Annotated in this window: 23 protein-coding genes; 12 read left to right on the forward strand and 11 right to left on the reverse strand. The window is 38.2% G+C overall.

Features of this window, described 5'->3' with window-relative positions:
- Positions 1 to 573, reverse strand: a complete 573-nt coding sequence (locus Q7657_RS05755) for a MarR family winged helix-turn-helix transcriptional regulator (protein WP_107166230.1) — start codon at positions 571 to 573, stop codon at positions 1 to 3.
- A gap of 101 nt (positions 574 to 674) precedes the next feature.
- On the opposite strand from Q7657_RS05755, the gene Q7657_RS05760 reads away from it, so the two are divergent.
- Complete coding sequence (locus tag Q7657_RS05760; RefSeq protein ID WP_498827311.1) at positions 675 to 1,430, forward strand: hypothetical protein; 756 nt, start codon at positions 675 to 677, stop codon at positions 1,428 to 1,430.
- Between the two features lie 72 nt (positions 1,431 to 1,502).
- On the opposite strand, the gene Q7657_RS05765 is transcribed toward Q7657_RS05760, so the two are convergent.
- Positions 1,503 to 1,853 (reverse strand): GlpM family protein, encoded by a 351-nt coding sequence (locus Q7657_RS05765; protein WP_053989274.1) that lies wholly within the window; start codon positions 1,851 to 1,853, stop codon positions 1,503 to 1,505.
- A gap of 205 nt (positions 1,854 to 2,058) precedes the next feature.
- Between Q7657_RS05765 and Q7657_RS05770 the strand changes: the two genes are divergently transcribed.
- Together Q7657_RS05770 and Q7657_RS05775 are read left to right on the forward strand one after the other, a co-directional pair.
- Positions 2,059 to 2,439 (forward strand): RnfABCDGE type electron transport complex subunit D, encoded by a 381-nt coding sequence (locus Q7657_RS05770; RefSeq protein WP_107166232.1) that lies wholly within the window; start codon positions 2,059 to 2,061, stop codon positions 2,437 to 2,439.
- Positions 2,440 to 2,745: 306 nt separating this feature from the next.
- Positions 2,746 to 3,675, forward strand: coding sequence for a VirK/YbjX family protein (locus Q7657_RS05775; RefSeq protein ID WP_107166233.1), 930 nt, complete (start codon positions 2,746 to 2,748; stop codon positions 3,673 to 3,675).
- 79 nt (positions 3,676 to 3,754) lie between these two features.
- On the opposite strand, the gene ppsA is transcribed toward Q7657_RS05775, so the two are convergent.
- Entirely contained in the window at positions 3,755 to 6,130 is a 2,376-nt protein-coding gene (ppsA, locus tag Q7657_RS05780; protein ID WP_107166234.1) for a phosphoenolpyruvate synthase, read from the reverse strand.
- Between the two features lie 173 nt (positions 6,131 to 6,303).
- Between ppsA and ppsR the strand changes: the two genes are divergently transcribed.
- Positions 6,304 to 7,137 carry a posphoenolpyruvate synthetase regulatory kinase/phosphorylase PpsR gene (gene ppsR, locus Q7657_RS05785; RefSeq protein WP_053989279.1) on the forward strand — a complete coding sequence of 278 codons (834 nt, stop codon included), beginning with the start codon at positions 6,304 to 6,306 and terminating at the stop codon, positions 7,135 to 7,137.
- Between the two features lie 86 nt (positions 7,138 to 7,223).
- Here ppsR and Q7657_RS05790 read toward each other — a convergent pair whose 3' ends face one another.
- The 3 genes from Q7657_RS05790 to Q7657_RS05800 form a co-directional block, all read right to left on the reverse strand.
- Positions 7,224 to 7,640, reverse strand: a complete 417-nt coding sequence (locus Q7657_RS05790; RefSeq protein ID WP_107166235.1) for a lysozyme inhibitor LprI family protein — start codon at positions 7,638 to 7,640, stop codon at positions 7,224 to 7,226.
- A 26-nt stretch (positions 7,641 to 7,666) separates the two neighbouring features.
- Positions 7,667 to 8,092: a GNAT family N-acetyltransferase gene (locus Q7657_RS05795; RefSeq protein ID WP_107166236.1), complete on the reverse strand. Its 426-nt coding sequence runs from the start codon at positions 8,090 to 8,092 to the stop codon at positions 7,667 to 7,669.
- Positions 8,093 to 8,197: 105 nt separating this feature from the next.
- Positions 8,198 to 8,416, reverse strand: a complete 219-nt coding sequence (locus Q7657_RS05800; protein WP_107166237.1) for a DUF6500 family protein — start codon at positions 8,414 to 8,416, stop codon at positions 8,198 to 8,200.
- Positions 8,417 to 8,677: 261 nt separating this feature from the next.
- On the opposite strand from Q7657_RS05800, the gene Q7657_RS05805 reads away from it, so the two are divergent.
- Complete coding sequence (locus Q7657_RS05805; RefSeq protein ID WP_107166238.1) at positions 8,678 to 9,712, forward strand: ABC transporter substrate-binding protein; 1,035 nt, start codon at positions 8,678 to 8,680, stop codon at positions 9,710 to 9,712.
- Between the two features lie 127 nt (positions 9,713 to 9,839).
- On the opposite strand, the gene Q7657_RS05810 is transcribed toward Q7657_RS05805, so the two are convergent.
- Positions 9,840 to 10,112, reverse strand: coding sequence for a DUF4282 domain-containing protein (locus tag Q7657_RS05810; protein ID WP_107166239.1), 273 nt, complete (start codon positions 10,110 to 10,112; stop codon positions 9,840 to 9,842).
- A 676-nt stretch (positions 10,113 to 10,788) separates the two neighbouring features.
- Here Q7657_RS05810 and Q7657_RS05815 point away from each other — a divergent pair.
- Genes Q7657_RS05815 through Q7657_RS05825 form a run of 3 tightly spaced genes read left to right on the forward strand, consistent with a single transcriptional unit; the run spans position 10,789 to position 17,508 of the window.
- A complete protein-coding gene (locus tag Q7657_RS05815; protein ID WP_107166240.1) occupies positions 10,789 to 12,390 on the forward strand; it encodes a response regulator in 1,602 nt (533 codons plus the stop codon).
- A 17-nt stretch (positions 12,391 to 12,407) separates the two neighbouring features.
- Complete coding sequence (locus Q7657_RS05820; RefSeq protein ID WP_107166241.1) at positions 12,408 to 16,310, forward strand: ATP-binding protein; 3,903 nt, start codon at positions 12,408 to 12,410, stop codon at positions 16,308 to 16,310.
- A 1-nt stretch (position 16,311) separates the two neighbouring features.
- Positions 16,312 to 17,508: an EAL domain-containing response regulator gene (locus Q7657_RS05825; RefSeq protein WP_107166242.1), complete on the forward strand. Its 1,197-nt coding sequence runs from the start codon at positions 16,312 to 16,314 to the stop codon at positions 17,506 to 17,508.
- 68 nt (positions 17,509 to 17,576) lie between these two features.
- Here the strand turns inward: Q7657_RS05825 and Q7657_RS05830 are convergent, their stop codons facing one another.
- The 3 genes from Q7657_RS05830 to Q7657_RS05840 all read right to left on the reverse strand — a co-directional run bounded on the left by Q7657_RS05830 (position 17,577) and on the right by Q7657_RS05840 (position 20,504).
- Entirely contained in the window at positions 17,577 to 18,689 is a 1,113-nt protein-coding gene (locus Q7657_RS05830; RefSeq protein WP_107166243.1) for an NADH:flavin oxidoreductase, read from the reverse strand.
- Positions 18,690 to 18,896: 207 nt separating this feature from the next.
- A complete protein-coding gene (locus Q7657_RS05835) occupies positions 18,897 to 19,493 on the reverse strand; it encodes a hypothetical protein (protein WP_107166244.1) in 597 nt (198 codons plus the stop codon).
- A gap of 216 nt (positions 19,494 to 19,709) precedes the next feature.
- Positions 19,710 to 20,504: an NERD domain-containing protein gene (locus tag Q7657_RS05840; protein ID WP_107166245.1), complete on the reverse strand. Its 795-nt coding sequence runs from the start codon at positions 20,502 to 20,504 to the stop codon at positions 19,710 to 19,712.
- A 375-nt stretch (positions 20,505 to 20,879) separates the two neighbouring features.
- On the opposite strand from Q7657_RS05840, the gene Q7657_RS05845 reads away from it, so the two are divergent.
- The 4 genes from Q7657_RS05845 (at position 20,880) to Q7657_RS05860 (ending at position 24,537) form a co-directional block, all read left to right on the forward strand.
- A complete protein-coding gene (locus Q7657_RS05845) occupies positions 20,880 to 21,350 on the forward strand; it encodes a hypothetical protein (RefSeq protein WP_107166246.1) in 471 nt (156 codons plus the stop codon).
- 228 nt (positions 21,351 to 21,578) lie between these two features.
- A complete protein-coding gene (locus Q7657_RS05850) occupies positions 21,579 to 22,736 on the forward strand; it encodes an ABC transporter substrate-binding protein (protein ID WP_107166247.1) in 1,158 nt (385 codons plus the stop codon).
- A complete protein-coding gene (locus Q7657_RS05855; RefSeq protein ID WP_107166248.1) occupies positions 22,733 to 23,776 on the forward strand; it encodes a FecCD family ABC transporter permease in 1,044 nt (347 codons plus the stop codon). The genes Q7657_RS05850 and Q7657_RS05855 overlap by 4 nt, the downstream gene beginning before the upstream one ends.
- Before the next feature lie 2 nt (positions 23,777 to 23,778).
- On the forward strand, positions 23,779 to 24,537 hold the full coding sequence (locus Q7657_RS05860) for an ABC transporter ATP-binding protein (RefSeq protein WP_107166249.1): 759 nt from the start codon (positions 23,779 to 23,781) through the stop codon (positions 24,535 to 24,537).
- A gap of 111 nt (positions 24,538 to 24,648) precedes the next feature.
- Here the strand turns inward: Q7657_RS05860 and Q7657_RS05865 are convergent, their stop codons facing one another.
- Positions 24,649 to 25,536: an aspartoacylase gene (locus Q7657_RS05865; RefSeq protein ID WP_107166250.1), complete on the reverse strand. Its 888-nt coding sequence runs from the start codon at positions 25,534 to 25,536 to the stop codon at positions 24,649 to 24,651.
- Positions 25,537 to 25,550 lie beyond the last annotated feature (14 nt).

Here is a 25,550-nt window from a genome sequence, read left to right on the forward strand (position 1 = left end):
CTACTTACTGTGCTCAATACAGATCTTTTGAATATCTGTCTCACTCAGTGCAAGTTGGGTTAAACCACACAAGTGCGTACCATCTGTTAACGTTTGATTGTGCTTACAGGTTTTGCACACGCCAAAAGATTTACATTGGTTCTGCTGCTGCAAAGTAAATAACAGGCTTTCCAATTGTTGCTGTAATACGTCCCCATCCAATCCATTCTGGCTTAACGTTGCCTTTGCCCAGACATTTTTTAGCAATTGCGACGGCTGAGTTTTCGCTATTAATGCTTCGCCTTGCGCTGTCAGTGCAATGTGGGTGATCCGCTTATCACTAGGATCTAGGGTTTTACTCACATAGCCCTTGCTCTCAAGCACTTTCAAACTTTGTGACACTGTCCCTTTTGTTAAACCTAAATACTCCGTCACTGCCTTTGGTGTATCGGAGAAACGATTGCACATCGACAAATAATACAAAGCCTCTAGCTGAACGGGTTGTAGCCCATGTTCAACCAAACAGGCTCTTGTCTCGTTACGGATCAAATTTCCGATCCGTTCAAGTAACTGATGGATAACTGTTATATTCATAACTTAATAGTATCGACTCAAAACAATGTTGACAAGCTGAATAATGCTCTGCTAAACCTATTATAGTATCGAGTCGATACAAAAATAGAGGATTTAGCATGATGACTATCAAAAATACGATGCCTACGCTTTTAGCCCACACCCTTTCAGCTGTATTGTTTTTTAGCGCATCAAGCGTAATGGCACACTCAAACGGCATTAAAGCGCAAGCAGGCAATGCTAAAGACGCAGCGTTTGACATCGTTCACGCTAAGATCACCACACAAGGCGATCTTGCCACTTTTCATATTGCGGTGTCAGGTAAAGCTGGAACGGTAAAACCCACAGCGACAGGGAAACTTGCAGGTAGCGATGTGTTCTCTTATGTTTGGCCTACCACATTAAACCCTGCTGAAGTCGGCTTTGAAAAAGATGCTGGTATTTTGGCGCTGGCGGTTACTGCCCATCCTGATTTTGATGACACACCGCTTTATGACGAAAACGGTGATGGCGATAAAACCAATGATGGGAGTGTTTGGCATAGCCACTGGGTTGTATTAAAGCCAAATGATAAATGTGGTAAAGGCTCATTAGGCGTTGTTGATATTCCTAAAGGTGAAAAACCTAAACTGCCAAAAACATGGCCTGGCTTACCACTGCTGATCGACAGCCCTGACTTTACGCCTACATTTAGTGGTGATAGCGTGAACGTCACGATAAAACTCGACAATGTTACTGCGTTGAAACTGGCTAAATTTGATGGTGTGACTTCTGGCTTACGTGTTAACGAAAGTGCCCATGCCCCACTACTGTGTGTGAAAGATGTGTTTGATGTTGCATCTGGTGATTTAAGCCTACCGGGGATCGTAAATAAATAAGTTAACTCGCATTACGATTATGGCGTGTTCAAGAGTGAATAAGCACTGAACACGCCATGCTTACTGTATCAATTAACTCAACACTGGACTGAACTTCGTCCATCCCACCAGCAGTAAACAAGCAAAGAACGCCCACACTAATGCTGCTAATGATAGCGTCCAAACTAGCTCATATTTATAACTAAAGTAATAAACAGCGATGAGGTATGCAGCATACGGAATTAACGAATAAAGCCCAAATAATGCCGTCACACGCAAATCTGCCATAGTACGTTCTGTACCAACAATATAGTGCGCAATTAGCGCAAAAGTGGGAAATAACGGCACTAAGCCTGAGATATAAAAGCTCTTACTTTTAGAAAGTAACGCAATGAGTAAAACAGCAAAAGCCCCTAACAAGCATTTGAAAAATAACGCTACCATCGATGATCTTCCTTTATCAGATCGCAGTGATCACTTCTTAGATGGCAGCAATTTACCTTAAAATTCTAAACAAGAGTTAATAGTAAAGTGTTACATGTTATTAACTCATTAAGGTCACTTCACGCTATGCTTTTACACTATTTTCACTTTGGCTCTTTTATCCTGCTCTCACACTACAGTAAATTGTTTTTATCAAAGGATAACTATGTCAAAACTAACTTTATCAAGGCTATTACTGATCATTGGCTCAATCTTTTTTCTTGGCAGTATGGGTCTAACGTTAAGCCATATCGGTGATCCCCATTACCAAACACACAGCTGGTATCACTTCTTTCGAGAAGCAAGCAGTAACTTGATTTTATTAGCAATGGTCTACCTGATTTACTTTGGCTCAGCAGCATGGAGAACACCAACATCATGGAAAATCTTATGTGTGATTTTTGCCGCTTTCTTTTTACCGTATTGGATTGGTGCACCTTTTAATGATGCATTGAGTGCGCCGCATTTTCGTGCGGTCTTAACGCATATATTACAAACAGGATTAATGTACAGCTCTCTCTTTATTGCATATTCAGAATTTAAATAGTTGAGTTTTTGATGATGAACTTTTAGGAGCAAAAATATTAAGCTAATTTTCTAACGCTTTAACTCGTTATATAGAAACATCCTGTTCATAAAAGCATATAAACTGAAGCTGTCGTTGCCATTAATGAACAGGATTTCACCAATATTAAATAATAATTAAAAACAAAAATATTAGGCTGTAAATATCAATACCCTGTTCAGCTTTCATTAATTAAAACACCGTTTAATTTAGCTTTTAATATTTCATGGTTATTCCAAGTAAAATATCCATATACAATAAATATACATCTTTATAAGGTTTATCAAAATGTCTATTCAGAGCATAACATCAGGTACGGTGTTTAAGCATGGATCATTTTTATCAAACATGCGTTATCCAGACACAGCAGGGATTGATAGAATCAGGAAAAAGTTTCGCCTCTATTGCTGGTGTGTTTTATCACCTAAAGTAACTGATGAATTAATAAGCTGCTTCGATGATCCATTACTTAAAAAATTAATTACGGTACACCCGTCTTTTATTGAAAAACCACTAAAACCATATGGTTGCTTGTCATGGGATAAAAACCAAAGAACACAGATGCTTAAAAAACATCTGCAATTTATGCTGAACAACTTTTCTTCTAACCTTTTAAATATATACCAGCATAAAGGCTATAAACTTTGGCAAATAGCAGATAAGAACGGCAATACTTACAATATATATCTTGATGCAGGTTACTCACGCGAGGGTTCTATCGGCATTACATTAACGGATAATAATGATACACAGTTGTATTGTATTAGTTTCACCGTTAACCAAGAGCAAAGCCTTTTACATATTGGTGCATTACAAGGTCCAGACAGTGATATTGAAAACCGTCAAGCACTTATTAAACAGTTAACCAAAGGATTATATGGCTTACGTCCTAAAGCATTAATGGTGGAGTTAGTTATTATTTTTGCTGATTGTTACCAATTAAAAAATATTACCGCCGTTAGCAATAAAGGTCATATTTACCAAGCACTTCGCTATATTGGTTCAAAACGCACAGCTGTTAGTTGTGACTATGATGAGTTATGGCAAGAATATAATGGTATTAAGCAAAACAAAGAATTATATCAGTTGCCGTTATCACCGAAACGAAAAGACCTAACCACACTCAATCGAAATAAGCGCAAGCTGTACAAACATCGTTATCAGTGGCTTGATGAGCTAAAACCATCACTGCAATTAGCCCTTCAATCATCAAAGTAAAAAGAAAAACCTCAACAAAAAATAAAGGCTCTGAAGTTAGAGCCTTTTTTTAATCTTTGTTCTAAACCTAAGCTGTCTGTTAATGGTTGTTATTAACATTCCCAAGTTTTAACCAAGTATCAATCACGGTATCTGGGTTTAATGATACCGAGCTAATACCTTGATCCATTAACCACTTGGCTAAATCATCATGATCAGATGGTCCTTGACCACAAATTCCCACGTACTTGCCTGCTTTTGTTGCCGCATCAATCGCCATTTTCAGCATGGCTTTAACTGCAGGGTTACGCTCATCAAAGAGATGCGCAACATCACCAGAATCACGATCTAAACCAAGCGTTAATTGAGTCATGTCATTAGAACCAATGGAGAAACCATCAAAGTACTTTAAGAAATCATCCGCAAGCACTGCGTTTGATGGCAGTTCACACATCATGATCACTTTCAGACCTTGATCACCTCGACGTAAATCGTTTTTCGCCAGTAACTCAATAACCGATGCAGCTTCACTAGGCGTACGTACAAACGGGATCATAATCTCGACATTCTTTAAACCCATATCATTACGAACACGTTTGATCGCTTGTGTTTCAAGTTCAAAGCAATCTTCAAACACAGGAGAGATATAACGAGAGGCACCACGGAAACCTAACATTGGGTTCTCTTCATGGGGCTCGAAACTTTGACCACCAATTAAGTTACTGTACTCATTCGATTTGAAATCAGACATACGTACAATCACACGTTTTGGCCAGAATGCAGCAGCAATGGTTGAGATACCTTCGGTCAGTTTACTTACATAGAAATCAATAGGATCGTTATAGCCTTTGATTTTCTCGCTGATTTGCGCTTTTAACTCGTCACTCTGTGCATCAAAGTTAAGTAACGCTTTCGGGTGAATACCAATCATTTTATTAATGATAAATTCCAAACGCGCTAAACCAACGCCTTCATTCGGTAGCTGCGCAAAATCGAATGCGCGCTCAGGGTTACCCACATTCATCATCACTTTAGTTGGTAGCATAGGTAGTTCATCTACCGATGAGCGTCGAACTTCATAGTTCAACTCACCTTGATAAACATAACCTGTTTCACCTTCTGCACATGAAGCAGTAATAACAGCACCATCTGTTAATACTTCTGTAGCGTTACCACACCCCACAATGGCAGGAATACCTAACTCACGGGCAATAATGGCAGCGTGACATGTACGACCTCCACGATTAGTAATGATCGCTGAAGCACGCTTCATCACAGGTTCCCAATCTGGATCTGTCATATCAGTAACAAGGACATCCCCTTCTTGAACCAGTGACATTTGGTCCAGTGAATCAACCAAGCGTACTTTACCGCTGCCGATACGTTGACCAATAGCACGACCTTCTAATAACACATCTGCTTTATTATTCAGCTCATAGCGTTCAATTACGTTTTGAGATTCTTGCGAACATACCGTTTCAGGACGCGCTTGAACAATGTAAAGCTTGCCATCAATACCATCTTTGGCCCACTCAATATCCATCGGACGTTGATAGTGTTTTTCAATGATCATTGCTTGTTTAGCAAGCTCTTTAATTTCTTCATCATTAATTGAGAACTGGTGCTGTTCTTCAGCTGAAGTATCAACAATGTCGACTTGCTTACCAATCTCTTGGTTATCTGAATAGATCATCTTGATGAGTTTTGAGCCAAAGTTCTTTCTTACGATCGGCGCATGCCCAGCTTCAAGCATTGGTTTGTGGACGTAAAACTCATCAGGGTTTACAGCGCCCTGCACCACCATTTCACCTAAACCCCAAGACGAGGTAATGAACACCACTTGGTCAAAACCAGATTCAGTGTCTAGGGTAAACATGACACCAGAGGCGGCTTTATCAGAGCGCACCATGCGCTGAATACCCGCAGAAAGCGCAATTCCCTTATGATCAAAACCTTGGTGAACACGGTAAGAAATGGCGCGATCATTAAACAATGACGCATACACATGCTTCGTTGCTTCTAAAACAGCCTCAACGCCTTTTACATTAAGAAATGTTTCTTGTTGCCCCGCAAAGGAAGCATCAGGTAAGTCTTCTGCGGTTGCAGATGAACGAACCGCTACAGAAAGTGCTTGATTACCATCAATCAATTCAAGGTAATCACGACGGATGCTCTGTTCTAATTCACGTGGAAACGGCGCATCTAAAATCCAATTACGGATGGTTGAACCTGTTTCACGTAGTGCATCTACGTCATTAACATCAAGAGTACCTAGCAAATCGTAAATACGATTATTCAGCCCTTCATACTCTAAAAACTCATGGAATGCGTGAGAGGTAGTCGCGAATCCGTTAGGAACAGACACTCCCGCATTTGAAAGGTTTGAAACCATTTCACCAAGCGAGGCATTCTTACCGCCAACTTGGTTCACATCATTCATTGATAACGTATTGAACCAAAGGGTGTGCTTTTGCATGTGTTTCTCCGACAATAATCAACTACCATGTAGAGAAAAGGCAAACGTTTGCTTTAACCGGCAAAAAATTTTTACTTTTAAGTCAGGTTGTGGACTTAGTAGCAAAATGTTTGATCACTTTTCTATACCTTAAGCGCATCTTATCTAAATTTATTTCATGATTTAAACTTATTATGCATCCCAAAATTAGAACTCGTGACGTATTCTACATTTCTGATGGAACCGCTATTACTTGTCAGACAGTTGGTCATGCTGTGCTTGCTCAGTTCCCTCTTAAAGTCAATGAACAGACCTTTCCCTTTATTGAGAATGGGCACAAAGTCACTGAAGTGATAAAAGAGATAGAACGATCTTTTTTAGCGACGGGAGAAAAGCCTTTGGTGTTTTTTTCTATGGTCGTACCTGACATCAAGCAACAACTTCTCTCTGCCAATGCTCTGTTCTACGATGTATTACAAACCATGGTCAATTTCGTTGCTGAAGATCTACAGCTAGAGCCCAAGCCACAACTGCAACGCTCACACAGTGTTGGTAAAGATCAAGATGGTTATTTTGATCGAATAGCAGCCATCGAATACACCCTCTCCCACGATGATGGCATTTCACTGCGTGGTTTAGAGGAAGCGGATTTAATCTTGCTCGGTGTATCGCGTAGTGGCAAAACACCCACCAGCCTTTATATGGCAATGCAGTTTGGTTTAAGAGTGGTGAACTACCCGTTTATCGCCGAAGATTTAGCAAAAATGCGTTTATTACCTGAATTTGAAATTCATCGCCATAAACTGTTTGGCTTAACCATAGATCCAGAGCGTTTAACAGAGATCCGCAGTAGTCGACTGGCTAACAGTGACTATGCCAGTGAAAAGCAATGTGAATCAGAACTTCACAGTGTAGAAAGCTTATTTCGACGAGAAGCCATTCCTTACATCAATACATCAAGCATGTCGGTAGAAGAGATCTCAACCCGTATATTAGAAAGAACAGGATTAAAACGCCGTTTATTCTAGTGCCCGTTTGTAATGACTACTTATGACTTAAACTAAAAAAGCTCTGCACAATCGGTTTGTACAGAGCTTTTATCATTCAGCTTATATTAGTTCTTTGGTGGTTCTGGTAGTACCGGAGGCGTACTGTCCATATAAGTTAAGAAATGCATCCAAATATCATGAGTTCTTTCTTTGGTAAGCTGGGTTTTACAATCTAACGCCATAACATTACGGATCGTACCGTCACGCCACTGCGTATAAACCGCACTACACTGGGCTTTCATATACACTTCCCAATCTTTTTGCGCTTGCTCAATCGCCTTAACTAGCTTTGGATCTTCTTTATTATGCTCAATACTGGCAGCAAAATATTTCTCTAATTCTGCCTGTGCGACATCTAACTTACCTGCTGCACATTCGTTAATTTCAAGGGTGTTACGAGGGTTATCGCAATCCAATACTTTCTTTGCAGCCAATGTGGGGAACGACAAACAAACTAAAGCAAGAAACAGATACTTGTTCATATTTAGCCTCTAAATAACGATAAAAGTCACAGCATTTTCACCAAGAAGTATGTTGTATGTCCTTTGGGTGAATCTGCTAATTCACCATAAACAGTAAAGCCCAGTTTTTCATAAAATGGTTTGGCTTGAAAATCCAAGGTTTCAGTACGGATTTGCGTTAACTGTTTTTCCTTAGCCAACGTCACTAACTGCTCTATAAGCTTAGTACCAATCCCTTGTCCTCGAGTTTCTTCTGACAGCCAAAGTAACTCTAAAACACAGTAGCTCCACACTACACTCGCTTGCAATCCGCCAACATATTCACCCTTATCATTCTGCGCCATAATCGCAAAACGTAAGCCAGATTCAAACTCACCATCATTAGGTAAATACGGTGCATTAAACGCACTAATACCATCACTTATCACTTGTAATTGATGCTCAGACGGCTGAACAGATACTTCAATTTTCAATGTTTACTCCAATGACGATATACAAAAATAGTGCGTGGAAACTAACATGAAAGTTATCTTCACGCCTTTATTTATCCGCTATTCTGCGATATCAAAGCGGGATTTTTATTCACCAGCGACGACCATTGCTCTGATCTTGGCAGCTTTTTCAAAATGATCGAGTTGATGAGTTTTGATCCACCACTCAGCAGCTTCCATTAATAGTTCTGGATCATCATTTTTGTTTTTAAAAAACGCATAAAAAGACACGCCAACATTTTCACCTTTGCTGGCTATTTTCTTATTACATACAGTAACGATCGTCTTTCTTAAAGATGCTCTCATCATTCTCTTTTATTTAGTGTTTTGACATCAAAGTAAAATAGCAATATGTCTGCATTCCGTATAGCAAACCTTTAGGCATCTTTGGTTTTACTCCCTCATTAGGTGTGCCGCTAACCTAGAAATCACTCATATTTGTAAAGCAATCCAAAACGATAAAATTTAACAATCATAACGATGAATTTATTTTTCTTCACATTTAACCACACGTGACTAATTATTCATCGAAACCAGCATGGTGCTGGCAATCTATGGATAGAAAGCATGAAACAAATATTAAAAGGACTCCTACTAAGCACCCTCCTTTTCACCTCGTTATCCCATGCTGATAATAAGGTTTTAAACATTTTTGCTTGGGGCGGATACTTACCAGAGACATCACTAAAGGCATTTGAAAAACAAGAAAACATCTCGATTAATTATTCGACTTTTGAGAATAATGAATCAATGTATACCAAACTAAAACTGCTCAATGGTAGTGGTTATGATGTGGTTTTTGCTTCAGCTTACTTTATCGAGAAAATGGGACGAGAAGGATTATTAACCCAACTTGATCATAACCAGATCCCAAATATGAAAGACACTATGCCCGGATTACTGGCACAAGCCCATGACCCAAAAAATGATTATTCATTACCATATATTTGGGGTATCACAGGGATCAGTTACAACGCCAGTTTAGTCGACACTCCACTCACTCGTTGGGCAGATCTTTGGGATAAAAAATATGAGCAACAAGTGATGCTCATTGATGATATTCGTGATGTTTTCGGTATGGCGCTCAAAATGAATGGTTTTAGTGTTAATAGCCAAAATGAAGCTGAAATTAAACAAGCTTACGAGTCGTTAGTCAGTTTGCAACACAATGTATTGCTATATAATTCAGATGCACCACAAGTACCTTATGTTTCAGGAGAAACCATGGTCGGTATGCAATGGAATGGTAATGCATTTCAAGGCCAAGAAGTGATGCCGGAGCTAACTTTCGTTCTCCCTGAAGAGGGTGCTGTTATGTGGATGGACAACTTTACGATCCCTTCAGGCAGTACACAAAAAGCATTAGCACATAAATTTATTAACTTTATGTATCAACCAGAACAACAAGCTGAAATCGTCACCAGCCTTGGCTATGCTTCTGCCACTAACGGTGGACGAAGTTTATTACCAGAACATTTTAAAAATAATCTAACGATTTATCCTTCTGAAAAAGACATTCAGAATGGTGAGTTTATTAATGATGTTGGGCCACAAGCCTTAGCTATCTATGAAAAATACTGGCAACGATTAAGAACTCAGTAACAAAAACAGTAAACATAAACGATAAAGAGAAAAAGGAGGCTTAGCCTCCTTTTTATTAATGGTCATTAGTACTCAACATAAAAAACGATGAGTAAAATGGGTATTAAAGCGTTAAACCACCCATCAATTACGCTTGTGTTTCTTTCTTAGTTTCTTTCAAGAACTGAAGATTTTCATTAATTTTGAAAATAACAATCATCAATTCACACCAAATACGTGCCGCAATTGCACCACCAGCCATGGTTAAAAGCCCCATAAAAAACTTCTGGATCGAAAAGCCGCCATAACCACCAAACATCGTACCAAGACCTGCTACTAACGCCACGATTAACAATAACCAGTAAAGACCAGTCACTAATTTAGGAGTTAGCATTGAATTGAACGATAACACTGATTTCATAACAAAATATCCTTATTTATAAAAACCAAGTAAATTGCGCAGCAAGCAATACCCTACTTGCCACAATTGTAATTTAATTAACTAAGCACTTGCTTTTACAACATACATTGTTGTTAAAGCATATTTAATACATTGAAAATAAAGTAAAAAAACAACGAGGCATAAAATAAGGTTATCAATATTAAACCGCCAAGTGTATTTTATAAAATTTTGAATTCAGTCGAAAAAAATTTTAGAAAAAGAACAAGTTATGACGCTTATCTCGTAAAAAGTACCAAGTAAGGAAAAGTGTGGTGATCTCACCATATGCTACCAAGGTAAGAATTTGCGATACCACCATGACTTCGATGACATCTCCTCCTTGAATCCAAATCCACTCGCCTTACTTATTTAGCTTTTAAAAGACTATTACAAATGACTTAAAGCGTAACCTAACGAGCATAAGTTTCATATTCAATCATGTATTAGCACCTACGCTAAATACAAGAAATCAACCATTGTTATTTATATATACGCTCATTTTTATTTCCTTATCAAATCGCCGAGATCATACCACTCCGGAATATTACATTCTCTTACATATGATGGTTTGTTATGATTTTATAAAAGAAATAATATACGCATCCCTCAAAATCATATCCATTAGATACAAATTTCTTTCTTTTGATGAGCGTATATGACAAATAGTCAATCCATTCTTATTGTCGACGATAGTGCTATTATTCAACAAACTACAAAATTAATTTTACTCAAAGGTAAGTTTGAAGCTCAGCGGATCTTTACAGCATCAAATGCTCAAGATGCAGTGAAACTATGTCAGCGACAAATGTTTGATATTATTTTTATTGATTTCAACTTAGGGCTAGGAAGCACTGGTCTTCAGCTACTTGAAAGGCTCCATCACAATCAATTAATCGCACATAATCCGCTTATTTTTATTGTTACAGCTGATGACTCAGAATCTATTCTTATGGGTTTTTCTGAATATCAACCGACCGATTATTTAATTAAACCCTTTCGACTAGAAACCCTTACATCTCGAATTAATTTTCATTTTAATAAACATAATTTCGATAATGCTGTATTCGAAAATTATCAATCAAATGGTTGGTTTGGTGCACAACGCTTTTTAGAGAATCACTCTTACTGTGACAAATATTGGTCTGCAGTAACAACGCTCGCTAAACGATTACTTATTAATAATAAAAGCGAAAATCATGCTGACATTGAACTTATGCTCAATGATATTTTGCAACAAAATGACTATGTCCCGGCTAAATTATTATTAGCACAGCTGTGGTTATCACAAAATAAGCTCGAACAATTACTCCCTTTTTTAACCTCTATTAATTCTTCGAGCCCACAACAACATTTAAGTTTATTAGATCTAAAAGCAAGGGCTGCGATCAAACAAAACCGTATCAGTATGGGGTATGAGTTTTGGTTATCAGCACACAAGTTAAGCCGTAATAATCTGTACCGTTTATTTGGACTGATCTGGATTGAATTCTGCCTTCAACATGATACGGAGATTGATCGTCATATCAGAGAAGCCTGCGCCTCACTGCGTTATTCTATTTGGGATAGGCCACAAAACTACGCTTTTTTAGTCTGGGTGCAATTACATCAACACAGCAAAAAAAATGTGCCCGTTGAGAAACTTTGGGGGCAGATCAGCCAACTGCAAAAATACACCAAACATGATCGCGCTTATCTGTACCTACTACGTGCCTATCAAGCCACCGAAACTCACTCTACTCTTGTCGCTTATCGTGATTTTATGACGGCTATTTCAAGTATTGAAGAACTAGAGCAACATGATTTATCAAGTGAGTTTTTGATCATTGCCCTTAGTGTGGCAATACGTCTTTCAATGCACAGCCATATTGTGAAATATTCACAACAATTAGAGAAAAAATTTAATGATAACCCTAATGAACCGCATAACATCATTAAACAAATTTGGTTAAAGGCACAAACCGCTAAGATCAATGAAAACAAATCAGCTGAATATAAATACGCCCTTCAGCTGGTTAAACAAAAACAATTTCATATCGCGGGTCAGTTAATCGTCACCCTTTGGCCTTTGTATCGCTTTGATATCACTTTAGGTCGTTGCATTGTTGAAATGTACGCTCGAGGTTATTTGGATTTATACCTCAGCGATAAAAACTTGATCATCGAAGCACGTTGGGTGTTTGAATCACAAGAGAACAAACCTGAATGGTACTTAAAGCTGAAAAGTAAGCACGCAGTACTCAACAAACCTCTTTACTAATTTTCCGAGAAACACTGATGCGCTACTTACTTATCATATTAAGCGTATTGTTCACGTCACTGTGCTGGGCAAATACCGATCACGAACGCACTAAATTAAAAGCGGGCTATCTTGCATTAGGTTGGTCACCTTTACTGTTCACAACCAGTAAAAATGAACTTTCGGGGCTTTTACCCGACTTAATGGATCATCTTGCAACAAAAGGTAATTTTGCTGTAGAAGCCATTGCCTTTAATGATCCTAACGATATTATTTCTGCATTAGAAAAAAATGAGATTGACCTGATTGTCGGTATTAGCCGTTCTTTTGAAAGAAAGAAAAAAATGGCATTCAGCCTGCCTATTCTTGCTGTTCCTTATGGCATGATAAGTAATAAATCATATTCAAATAAAGAACAAAAAATCATTGCTATTGAAGATGGTTTTCTGTCGAATGAATTACTACAACAGAAAAGTGATAATATATCAGCGCTGATCATGCCTGATATATTAATTGCTTTAAATTCAGTAGAAACTGGGATTAGTGATGCCTATATTGGTAACGCTATTACACTTCATAATCTTTATCGTAAAGCAAATATTAAAACAACTTTAAAGTTCTCTACTGTAGAGCAATTACCATTAGATAAAATGCATATTGCAACATCTAAAGTTAATTCTTATCTACTTAATATCATCAATGATGAAATATCTTCATTACAAGATGAAGAATTAGAAAATATATATAATAAATGGCTAACAAAAAGTCAAATTGAACTATTAGAGCATCCTAATGATATAAAACTATCTAAGATTGAAAAAGATTATCTTAATTCAGTTTCCACCCTACGTATTGGCTACAATTTTGATAAAACATGTTACAAAGAAAACGACACTATCTACCTTCAAGTAGCTGATATTATTAATAAGTTCAGCGATATACTTGGTGTGCAGTTTAAGTTTGTGCATGTTGATGACTACGATATGGCCAAAGAAATGCTCAATCGTGGTGAGATTGATATTTTAAGCGCTGTCGCGATCTCTCCTCTACGTAAAAAACAAGTACACTTCACCATGCCATTTGGTAGTGAATCTTGGGTTATTGTTAATAAATTTTCAAATAATAATATTTACGGTATCAGCAGAAATGAGTCAATTGGTGTTATTGATACAGGATTTGTAAAAAGTTTAACGAAGAACTTGTATCCAAATAATAACATGGTCACTTTTGACTCACAAAAAAGTTTACTTATGGGATTAATCAATAATGATATTGATTATGCCGTTATCTCTCTTTCTCAAGTACAGATATTATTGCAAAATGAATTTTTAGGACAATTAAAAATTGTTCCAAGTAAATTGGATAATCACCCTCGCAGTATTAGCTTTGCCGTTAGTCGTGATAATTTTGTTTTACGAAATATTATAAATAAAATATTAAACTCATTCTCTGAGCAAACATTTTCTGACATTAAAAGAAGGTTAAACTCAGTTACAATTAAATCTTCCGTTAATTACAGTAAATTAATAACAGTAATATCGATTTCTACATTAATAGTTATTTTTATAATTTATTGGAATCGTCGTTTAAGTCGTGAAATAACTCAACGTAAAAATGTTGAACAAAAGCTTACGTACCTAACCAATAACTTTGATGGTGCACTGATTCAACACATTCAAAAAAGCGAAGATCCTTTTGATGTAGAGTTTCTGTTCATTAGCGAGAAAATCAATAACTTCATTAATATTAATGCTGCAGATCTGTATGCTAATTCCGAAGTACTATTTGAACAACTAAATAAACGAGATGACATCGAAGTACTTTACGCCGCAATGAAACATGCTGTCACTGTCGGTTACTGGAGTACAAACCTGCAAATCCAAACGCAAACTTATCACCCAAGGTGGATCGAATTACGCTGCCAAATCACAGAAGTAGAAAATGGCTGGCAATGGAACACCATTATTTTAGATATTACCCAAACCAAAGAGCAACAAGTGGCGTTAATGGAAGCCAATGAAAAATCATTAGCGGCAACCGAATCGAAATCCCGATTTCTTGCAATGATGAGCCACGAAATACGCACCCCGATTAGTGGTATTCTCAGCTTATTAGAGTTAATGGAACCCCATGCACAAAAGCCAGAGTTGCGTCAAATTCACCATAACTTGTCGCAATCAGGGCTTAATTTGCTCAATATTGTCAATGATGTTTTAGATTTCTCTAAGATTGAAGCTGGTAAATTAAACATTAATCCAAGTCGTCATGTGCTATCTGATCTCATTCATGCTTTAGTACAGCCGCACTCTATTCATGCACAACAAAAAGAGATTTCATTTACTCTCTGGCTCGACCCATCCGTTGCCCATTACTTATCTTTTGATGATATTCGTCTAACGCAAGTGCTTAATAACCTACTAAATAACGCAATTAAATTTACAACCAAAGGTAATATTCATCTGGCTGTTGATGTCATAAAAGAAACGAATAACGTACAAACTCTGGCTTTCACTATCCATGATACGGGGATCGGTATTAAATCCGACGATTTAGAACAATTGTTCCAACCTTTTGTACAAGTTGAGCAAAGCAGCAACCGTCGATTTAGTGGTACAGGTCTTGGGCTTTCTATTTGTTATCAACTCGTTCAACTTATGGATGGTGATATTCATGCCAGTAGCGAAGTGGGTAAAGGCACAGCTTTCACCGTCATCGTCCCTTTCCCGATTATAGAAAAACGTGATGTCCAACCTCTACATAAACATTGCGGTCTTATTGGTGATATTAACGACCCACATTTAAATGAATACCTCACCGCTTGGCAGTGTGAATATTCACATTTGACGATCACGAATAAAGCAAAATTACCTTTTGTTATATCGACTAAAAAAATCGATACCATTTTAATCCATGATATGTGGTGTAAGGCGAACAAAGTTGATGCTGCATGGTTAAAAGCAAACTTACCGTCAATGAACGTTGTCATCATCACGTCACCGGATCACTATTTAACTCAAAACCAAGCAAATGGTTCACATTTATCACTCAGCCCATTACTGCCTAATGAGCTATATCGTGCTCTTGCCAATGAAAAAGAAAGTCAGGATATAGAGCAAACTACGCAGCCTCAGGTAGCCAATAAGCTTGATCGTGAACTTGCCATTAAGCAAGGTCGTTATATTTTAGTTGCCGAAGATCACCCGATTAATCAACAAATTCTAAAGCAGCAATTAGAGCTATTAAATTGTGCTGTCGATATTGTAGATAATGGTAAAAAAGCGCTCGACGCTATGGCTAACAAAAAATATAATCTGCTGATCTCCGATTGCCATATGCCAGAATTAGATGGCTTTGAATTGGTAAAAGCGATTCGTCAGCAAGAGCAATTATCAACATTAGCACCCTTACCTATTTTGGCACTTACTGCTGATGCACTATCAAATAAAACACATTTCCAAGAAATTGGATTTAATGACTATTTAATTAAACCTATTACATTAAAAGAACTGGAAACTGTGCTTTATCAGTGGCTACCTGCACTCAAGAGTAAAAATGACAATGCAAACCTTGATGATGAGAATGGCAATGTTAGTAAAATATCGGAAACTGCGTTAATTGATATCAATGAACTCGATACTATCTTTGGTGATCGCGAAACAAGCTTAGACATTCTGACGCAATACTTAGCCTCTTGTGACAGCGATTTAAGTGAGTTAAAACAAGCCATTGAAGAGAGCAATCTTGAACTAATTAACCTTGTTATACACCGTGCAAAAGGTGCAGCAAAGGTGATGGCATTCCACCAGCTAGATCAATTATGTCAAACCATTGAAAGTGCAATTACTCAAAATCAAGCCATTGAATTTGAACAATATTATAACGATATGAAAACACTTGTTCGTTTGCTAAAGCAGCAAGTCATTACGATTAAGAACCTATAGTATGCGTATACTTTTAATTGAAGATCATCATTTTCAGCGCCAAGTGTTAACCACACAATTGGCACGTATTATTGACTCAGATAACGATGAGATCCAATGTGCTATCAATGGTGCTGACGCATTAAAGATCATGCAGCAATATCAGCCTCATTTATTATTATGTGATTTAAACATGCCTGAGATGGACGGGATTAGCTTTCTCGGCCACATTGCCAAACAAAACTATAAAGGTTCAATCATTATCACCAGTGCACTTAAGCAAGACATTTTAACGAGTGTTGAAAAAATGTGCCTCAATTATGATTTAAACCTGTTAGGTTCGTTATCGAAGCCAACGTGTTTAAAACAATTAAGCATACTGTTAAAGCAAGCGAAAGAATGCAGCACGGTAACCAATCAAGGTGCGACATCTGAAATTATCTTAGATGAAGCTTTTATTGATAATGCCTTTGAACAAGGTTGGTTTGTTCCGTATTTTCAGCCGATTGTATCGCTAACAACGGGAGAATGGGTCGCTTGTGAAGCTTTGATCCGGTTAGTTCACCCTGAATATGGCACTGTGCCTGCGTATCAATTTATTGATCAAATCATGCAGCACAATAGAGAGAAAAAGTTAGCGCTATTTATTCTTAACTATGTGATTTGTTATCGCTCGTATTTTCATAACCGAAAAATCGCTATTAACATTTCGTCTAAAACGCTGGTTGATCCCCATTTCATTAACTGTGTATTACAACTTAAAGAGCAATATCAGGATTTAAATCAATGGGTTTATTTTGAACTAACTGAGTCAGAGATCTTCGAATCGGTCGGTCAAGCCATTGAATCAGCATCACGCTTGAGCATGCATGATTTTGTTTTATCCATTGATGACTTTGGAACAGGTTATTCGTCACTTAAACAATTAGAAACTTTGACATTTAACTCATTAAAACTGGATTTGAGTTTTATCCAAGCGATCCCAACCAGTGTAACGGCTGAAGCGATTGTTGAATCTTGTTTACTGCTGACTAAGCGTTTAAACCTGGAAACCGTCGCTGAAGGCGTTGAAAACTTATCATTGTGGCAACAGTTACAAGCAATGAAATGCCAATTAGCACAAGGTTACTTTATTTCACCACCACTGCCGTACAGTAGTATTGATGCATGGTTTCAGCAATGGCAGCAAAAAAGTGGCAATTTAAGCTTATCGGAATAATCTTGCTTTAGCCCATAAAAGAGTTAGCACCTTGATGCTAACTCTTTCTTTTTATTTGAATAAAGAAATTATAACGCTGCAATTTGCGCTTTACGTTGCTTGGAGGTTACGCAGAAATTACCACGCTTAGTACGACATTTTGAGCATCGCTCACACTCTACTTCTGTTAAGTTGCCGTCTTTCCAGCGTTTGATCAGTTGTGGCTCGGTGAGTAACGGACGAGAGAACGCAAACAGTGCAATATTAGTATTGTCAGCCAATGCTTCAATTGCACAGTAATCGCTTAAACCACCCACAGTCATGATTGGCACATTTACTTCATCGCTGATCACACGACCATATTCGCTGAAATAACCTTCTTCTTGAATTGCGTAACCATCGTGCATTTCACCGATCATGGTATCTGCTTTACCATGAATATTGCCTGAGATGATCAGTGCATCCACACCTAGCGCTTCTAGTTTTTTGCAAACAATACGGGTTTCATCAAAGGTTAAGCCGCCTTCAAAAAACTCAGTTGCTGTGAGTTTTACAAGAATTGGAAAATCATCACCAACACGTTTTCTGATCTCATTAAAAATTTCAACCAAGAAACGCATACGGTTTTCCAAACTACCGCCGTATTCATCTTCACGTTGATTGTAGTAAGGACTTAAGAACTGATTGATCAAGTAAGTGTGCGCAGCATGAATTTCTACACCATCAAAACCTGCTTGCTGAGCACGAACACTGGCTTTTGCAAACGCATCAACAATGTAGTCAATTTCTTCTTTCGTCATGGCTTTACCCAGTGTTTGGGTGCTTTTTTCACACACAGCACTTGGCGCAAAAATTACGCGCTCGCCAACATTATAAGTAGTTTTAGTACCACCATAAGCCAGCTGCATAACGATTTTTGAGTCATATTGATGAACGAGATCAGTCAGCTTTTGGTACTCATCAATGAACGAATCATTGTACATACCCATCATGCCTTCATTGGGCTTTTCTTCTGCAACGATATTGGCATAACCTGTGACAATTAACCCTACTTCACCTTGCGCTAATTCTTCATAAATCGCATAAAGCTTATCTGTCATATGACCATCTTCTGTGGCCATATTTTCCCATGTCGCGCTACGGACAAAGCGGTTTTTTAAGGTCATCGAACCAATGCGAGTCGCAGAAAACAATTTACTCAACGTGAAGCCTCTTTCATCTTATTCTTGATATATCATCAAACAGAGAACAAAAAAGAACAGACACATTAGAATATGCCTATTCTTTTTCAAATACTGACCAATTTGTCATTTAGGGGAGGATTGTACTGATAATATGAGGAAAAACTTTAATCTAGATTAAGTTCATTGAGGTTTGTAGCACGTCATCGGCATAAAATGACATTACCCTTACACTACAGGGATCACCCAACTTCGCTTCACTTTGGTCATTTTATCGATGTATTCAAATGACACTTCCCAAACATATTTAGTCTTAGAAAAACCACTCGTATCCGTTGCCTTTTCTGAAGTTGGAATGAATAAATTAAATAACAAATGGGTTTGGTTATTACTGTATTCAGGTTCAATCATAATATCTGATTGCCATACTGTATTTATTGCCGATGAACGACCAGACGTCGATTGTAAACAGCATAAGGTCACATTCGCTACCCGAGTAAATTGTGGATGATCTATTTCAATCATCGCTGGCAATAAGCGGCCTAATGTATATTGTGTTTCCGGTAGGTATAACGGCGTATCTCCTAACAAGTTATATTTTTTACGGTAATAACGCCCAATAAAAAACATCAACAAAAGAAAAGCAACAAATGGCAGCATTGCAAATAGCCATATAATGCCAGCACTCTCATCACGCATAAACGCTATAGTGATTAATAGCAGCGCCAAAAATAATACAAAGCTAAAGATAAAGAATACATTGGCTATTGTTTTTTCTTTGCAATGAATAGGCTTTGGCACTGTTTGGCTGGCTATGGCTTTCACGTCTTTAATAACCTTTTATTTATATTGTTATCACTATCGCCGATAAAATTTAGCATTACTAATAGCGTAGAATAATAACTATATTAGGCTGTCTTAATTAAATAGATTGAAAGCAATATATGGAGGGTGTGAATAAGATCGAAAAAGTGCAGAAACAAAAAAAGCTATCGACATCACAGCGCAATAGCTTTATCAAAAAAGAACACATGGTGGCTATTAACTCACGATATTTTTAATTGCTCGACATTTTGGATAACTCGAACAACCTAAAAATGCATTACCTGCATTAACACCTTTTCTCGCAACACGTTTTACCATTTTTGAACCGCATTTCGGACAGTGGTGCTCTTCTGGAAAACTCGTTGCTTTTACTTGTTTCTCAGCAACTTTTAAAGAGCGTATATGTGCCAAATCAGTCGCTAATCCCGGCTTACATCGTGCTTGCTCAATCCTAACGGTGAAGCTTTCTCGTTGTTTATCATCAAATATCTCCGTATCAAATGAGCGAATATAACGTAGCATTGCACGTACAGACTTAGTGACATTCTCAGGCATTTCCGATTTAAAAACGCCTTCTCCCACAAAAACAATCACAGAATGAAATGCCGTATCTTCAATCCCAAGTAAAGATTGTAAGGTTTTAATATGCTTATAGTTTTGATGAAGTGGGTTTTTAAATACCGAGGAACGTTTAAACAGCGTTTGCTTCCACATTGGCTGATACGTACCACCAAAGATCCAACCTTTCATATTTTTGGTTTCAACCACGAAAATACCGTATTTTGAAACCACAATATGATCGATCTGTGTCGTACCAGAATCACAAGGTAATGTGATGTCTTTCAACACCTTATAATCACTTTTAGGTAGTCTATTCAAACAAAAATGCACAATACACTCGCCAGCACAGCCTTTGAACCATGGCGTTTTTATCACATAAATAAGAATAAGAGCCGGGATCACCCAAAGCAAAGGCTGCAATGCATTAAATACCGTTGATGCTATATCCATGTAAAAACAATCCATTAAATAAAAGGTTGAGCGTCTATATCAGCGTATTTAATTTACGCTATATGCATTCAAATTTTCTTGTCAAAAATATGACAGCAGCGCTCATTTTTTTAAAGCAATAAAGTGTAACGTTTTAATTCCTGCACTAGAGCATTGTAAATAAACGTAATGTTATCGATACAAATGTAATAATTTTTACTGAATATGTGACAATTCATAAGAAAATAAGTGAATGCATCACAATGTGAATCGTTAATCTTCGACAAATGGAATGTAATTATACAAATATATGATTTAAAAACGTTTGCTATCACTTTTAGCAAAAGGCATGTTATTTCTCCTAATTATTAGCCACGCTTTTGGGAGTAAATATCAGTGCTGAAGCGTTCACCCTTTCTCATCGCCACCATGCTTTTTTCTTGTCTGACAACATCCAATGCTTTTGCTGATACTACCCAACACAACACCTATCAAGCCGTACCATCAAAAGATGAATTATTAACTCACACAGATTTTGGTAACCAAAATTATATTTTTCACTTTAGTGGCGCTCATCAATTAACACGTATAGATTTTATTGATCATATGCCAGCCAGCCAAAGTACCTGTAATAGTTGGAAATATGTATCGGCATTAAGTAATTGGAACGTTGCAGCCCAAGTTTTACTACACGTTAGTACTGATTACGATCCAACTAATCACACCTGTACTGCCCATGCTTATTTAAGTAATAACGGTGCACAAATGACGCAAGTTATGCATTTATTTGAAACCAAAAGTTATGTCGATATTGCAGGTTTTAACCTTTCGGCTGATGGATTTGATTCTGCACTAAATGCCGTCTAGTGTTTAATGCAAAGATAAATCCAGATACTTTCTAAACGTATCTGGATTTATGCCCTCCTCGAAATCTTTGTCCTGATTACAGTGAAGAGCTTTAACTCATCAACCACAAACACAAGTGAGAATCAATATCATTTAATTTTATTATCGGATTCTTATCTCTCACAAAAATAGATTTATAATGGGAATTATTATCATTAAGATTTGCGAAAAATTTTAAGGATAACCATTTTGAAAACAGTCACAGCCAGCATTTTAGCCTTCAGCACACTACTTAGTTATTCAGGAACCGCGCTTGCAAATAGCTACCCTTTAACAATCACAGATGTCGCTGGTCGTCAGGTCACCTTTGACCATCAACCGACAAATATTGCCCTATCCACCAGCCGTATTTTCCCTTTGCTCGAAATCATTTACCAAGGTGATGCAGCTAAGCACTTGGTTGCTGCACGTGATGACATGCGTGTTTCCGCGCCAAGTATGTATGCCAGTTATATTAAACAGTACCCTGCTCTACAACACGTCCCTGTGATTGGACAGATCAAGTCCGGTGAATTTGACGCAGAGCGTTTCATTAACCTAAAACCAAAACCGGATTTGTTTATCGTTGATCTATCAAATATTAAGCTAGCGCAAGATAAAGGCTTATTGAAAAAACTTGATGATGCAGGGATCAAGGTACTTGCGGTCGATTTTCGTGAAAACCCGATTAAGAACACCATCAAATCGGTACAAGTTGCCGCTGATGCTGTTAACCGTTCAAAGCAAGGGACTGATTTCACCCACTATTATCAACAACACCTAGATGTAATTAAAAACACCTTAGCGAATCACCCTGATATTGCGATGAAACGTGTCTTTATTGAGCGTGCCGCTGGTTATAGTGATTCATGTTGCCGCACGTTTGCTACTGGCAATATGGGCGCTTACATTCCAATGCTTAAAGCAACAAATGTCGCTACGGCACCATTAAAAGGCGCTAACACTGGTGAGATGTCGCCAGAGACCGTGATCACTGCAAAGCCTGACGTCTATATTATGCAAACTACAGGTTGGATCACGGATGATGGCAAACCAACCAATGGTATTCCTCTCGGTTATTCACCTAATAAAGCAGTGATTGCTCAAGCAACCAAAAGCTTAATGGATCGCCCTTGGCTAAAAGCGGTCAATGCTTACCAAAAGAAAAACGTTTACTCTATTTACATGCCGTTTTACAACTCGCCGTATAACTTAGTGGCAATTGAATATTTCTCAAAATGGATCCACCCAACACTGTTTAGCACACTGCAACCAGAGAAAACATTTGAAGAAATGAACCTCAAATTTGGCGATCGTCATCTAAACGGTTTATTCGGTCAAAATAACTTTAAGGCAATGGGACAGTGACTAGTCTTTCCATTGAATTAAAAGCCCATTACACCCGTGCTCGTAATAAGAAAATAGCGCTAATCGTCTTAGTTATATTAAGTGTGATCTGCGTTATCGCAGATGTATTAATTGGCTCGCAAGGCTTAAGTTTTAGCCAAGTTATTACTGCGATTTTCTCACCCTCTCATAGCGCAATAGCAAGCAAAGTGATTGTGTGGGACATTCGTATGCCGATGTCCTTAATGGCACCGTTTATTGGTGGCGCATTAGCTTTGGCTGGCGCACAAATGCAAACCACACTGCATAACCCGTTAGCCGATCCGTATACCTTTGGTGTTTCTGCTGCTGCTGGCTTTGGTGCTTCTCTGGTGATCACCAATGTTATCGCGATCCCTTTTGTTCCTGCGCAATACCAAATCGCAGTGATGGCTTTCATTATGTGTTTGCTCACCACGTTACTCATTGCTGGGATTTCATCCATTAAACGGATTTCCATTGAAGGCGTAATGTTATTTGGTGTCGCGGTGATGTTTGCTTATGACAGCTTACTGATCATGATGCAGTACATTGCCAGCGAAACCCAGTTACAAACCTTGGTATTCTGGCAAATGGGCTCACTTGATCGTGGTAGTTGGGAAAAAATCATTATATTAGCGATTTTACTGCCGATCGTGCTGTTGATCATGATGAAAGATGCATGGCGTTTATCTTCGTTAAAGATGGGACAAGAACGTGCAGAAGCAATGGGCGTCAACGTTAAACGACTGCGGATGAAAACCCTGGTGTTAGTTTCAATCATCACTTCGCTATCAGTATCATTCGTGGGCGCGGTTGGCTTTGTCGGTTTAGTCGCACCGCATATTGCGAGAATGATTTTAGGTGAAGATCAACGCTTCTTCTTACCAGCTTCGTTTCTTGTCGGCGCCGTGTTATTAGAGCTTGCCTCTATTGCCAGTAAAGCGATCATGCCGGGGATCATCTTACCGCTGACAGTTGTAATGTCGATCGTTGGTATCCCCTTCTTTATCTTTTTAGTCATCAAAAGAGGTGGGCGCTAATTATGAGCCTTGATATTAAAAATATCTCTGTAACCTTTGGCGATCAGACTGTACTGCAAGATTTAACCCTACCAACAATTCACAATGGTGAAATGGTAGCGTTAATTGGTCGAAATGGGGCTGGGAAGTCAACCTTATTACGCCAAATGACCATGTTGCTAAAGCAATATCCTGAACAGATACAATATGCTCATACACCGCTACAGTTGAACGACATCGGTTATTTGCCGCAAGAGCACCGCATACATGCCAATGTGACCGTTTTAGAGTTATTAATTACGACAATGAATATTCATTCAACGTCATTAATAGCGAAACAAGAATGTGCAGAGCGTGGCTTATTGCTGTTACAAGAGATGGGCGTGCTGCATTTAGCCAATAAGCAGTGTATGGATCTCTCTGGTGGTGAAAGTCAAATGGTCGGGCTGGCACAAGCGTTAATAAATAATCCCAAAGTGTTGTTACTCGATGAGCCAACCTCTGCACTTGATATGCAAAATCAGCTTCGATTACTCAACTTTGTTAGAGCATATGTAGAGCGTACCGGGGCATGTGTGATTATGGTGATCCATGATCTTAATCTTGCTTTGCAATATGCCGACAACATTGCAGTACTGCATCAAGGTGAGCTCTTTGACTACGGTGCTCCCAACCACATCGTTACGCCCGAGTTGATCTGGGATGTATTTAATGTTGATGCTCATATTGTTAAGGTCGAAAACACCCCGATAGTGGTAATGAAAACTCAAAGCGTACACTAATTTATTATTACCAATAAAAAAACCGGTTTACCCTCGTTCTTCCTAGTTAGAAGTGCATGAGAGTAAGCCGGTTTTTCTTTACCTATTGATTACCAACGCTGTAAAAACAGATTATTTTGTTGATACCACAATCTTCTTACCAAGCGACATAGCAAGGTTATTATCGTAATACGCAGCTTCATTAATAAAGTGCGGGTAAGCCACATAATCGCCTTCCCAGAAGATCTCTGTACCATCAAACAAGGTGAAAATAGGATCACCCGGATTGAGTGGTTCAAAGTCATTATCCTGTACTGACTTGTGCACCATGCCAATACGTTCACCTTGCTCATTCTCTGGCAGTTTTAGCGTTTCTTCATAACAATAAGCATCATAGTTATCAGCCAATGCTGGTACTTCATCAGTATTATATAAATGGACAAAATCAAGAATATGCCCAGTCATGTCTTCCATCCAATCTAATACATCTTGACGGATCACTGATTGTGGCTGAGGCCCAACTTCAATGATCACACCTTGCTTAGCAATTGAGCACACAAATAAATGATCATCAACCGAAGTATGATCTTCAAATACAACAACAGATTCAGGCATCTTATCTTTAACGTAAGCACCTAATTGACGATTAAACTTATCTGATTGCAATAAGATCAGCGAAGGTCCCATATTACTGGTGGTGTTATGCAAGTCGATGATGAAATCACTTTTCGCATTCCCTTTCGGACCAATTTGTTCATTTAGGGCTTTTGCGCGAGATTGCTCATAGCTGGCTAACTCAAAGTTAGCTAAATCATGTAATCCAAACTGGCGGTTTAAATCATGATCAACATAACGTTTGTTTTCACCATATGCTTTAGGGTTTGCAAATACCGTTTCGACAGAAAAGCTCTCACGCGCTAATAATTGTGGTGTATTCTGCCATTTTTTGAGTAAGTAAATACCGCTGAATTCATTACCATGGGTACCGCCTACTACTGCTACCTTATTTATCTTACTCATCCTTGACCTTCCTA

The sequence above is a fragment of the Candidatus Photobacterium acropomis genome (assembly GCF_030685555.1).
In the GTDB taxonomy this organism is placed as follows: Bacteria; Pseudomonadota; Gammaproteobacteria; order Enterobacterales; family Vibrionaceae; genus Photobacterium; species Photobacterium lucens.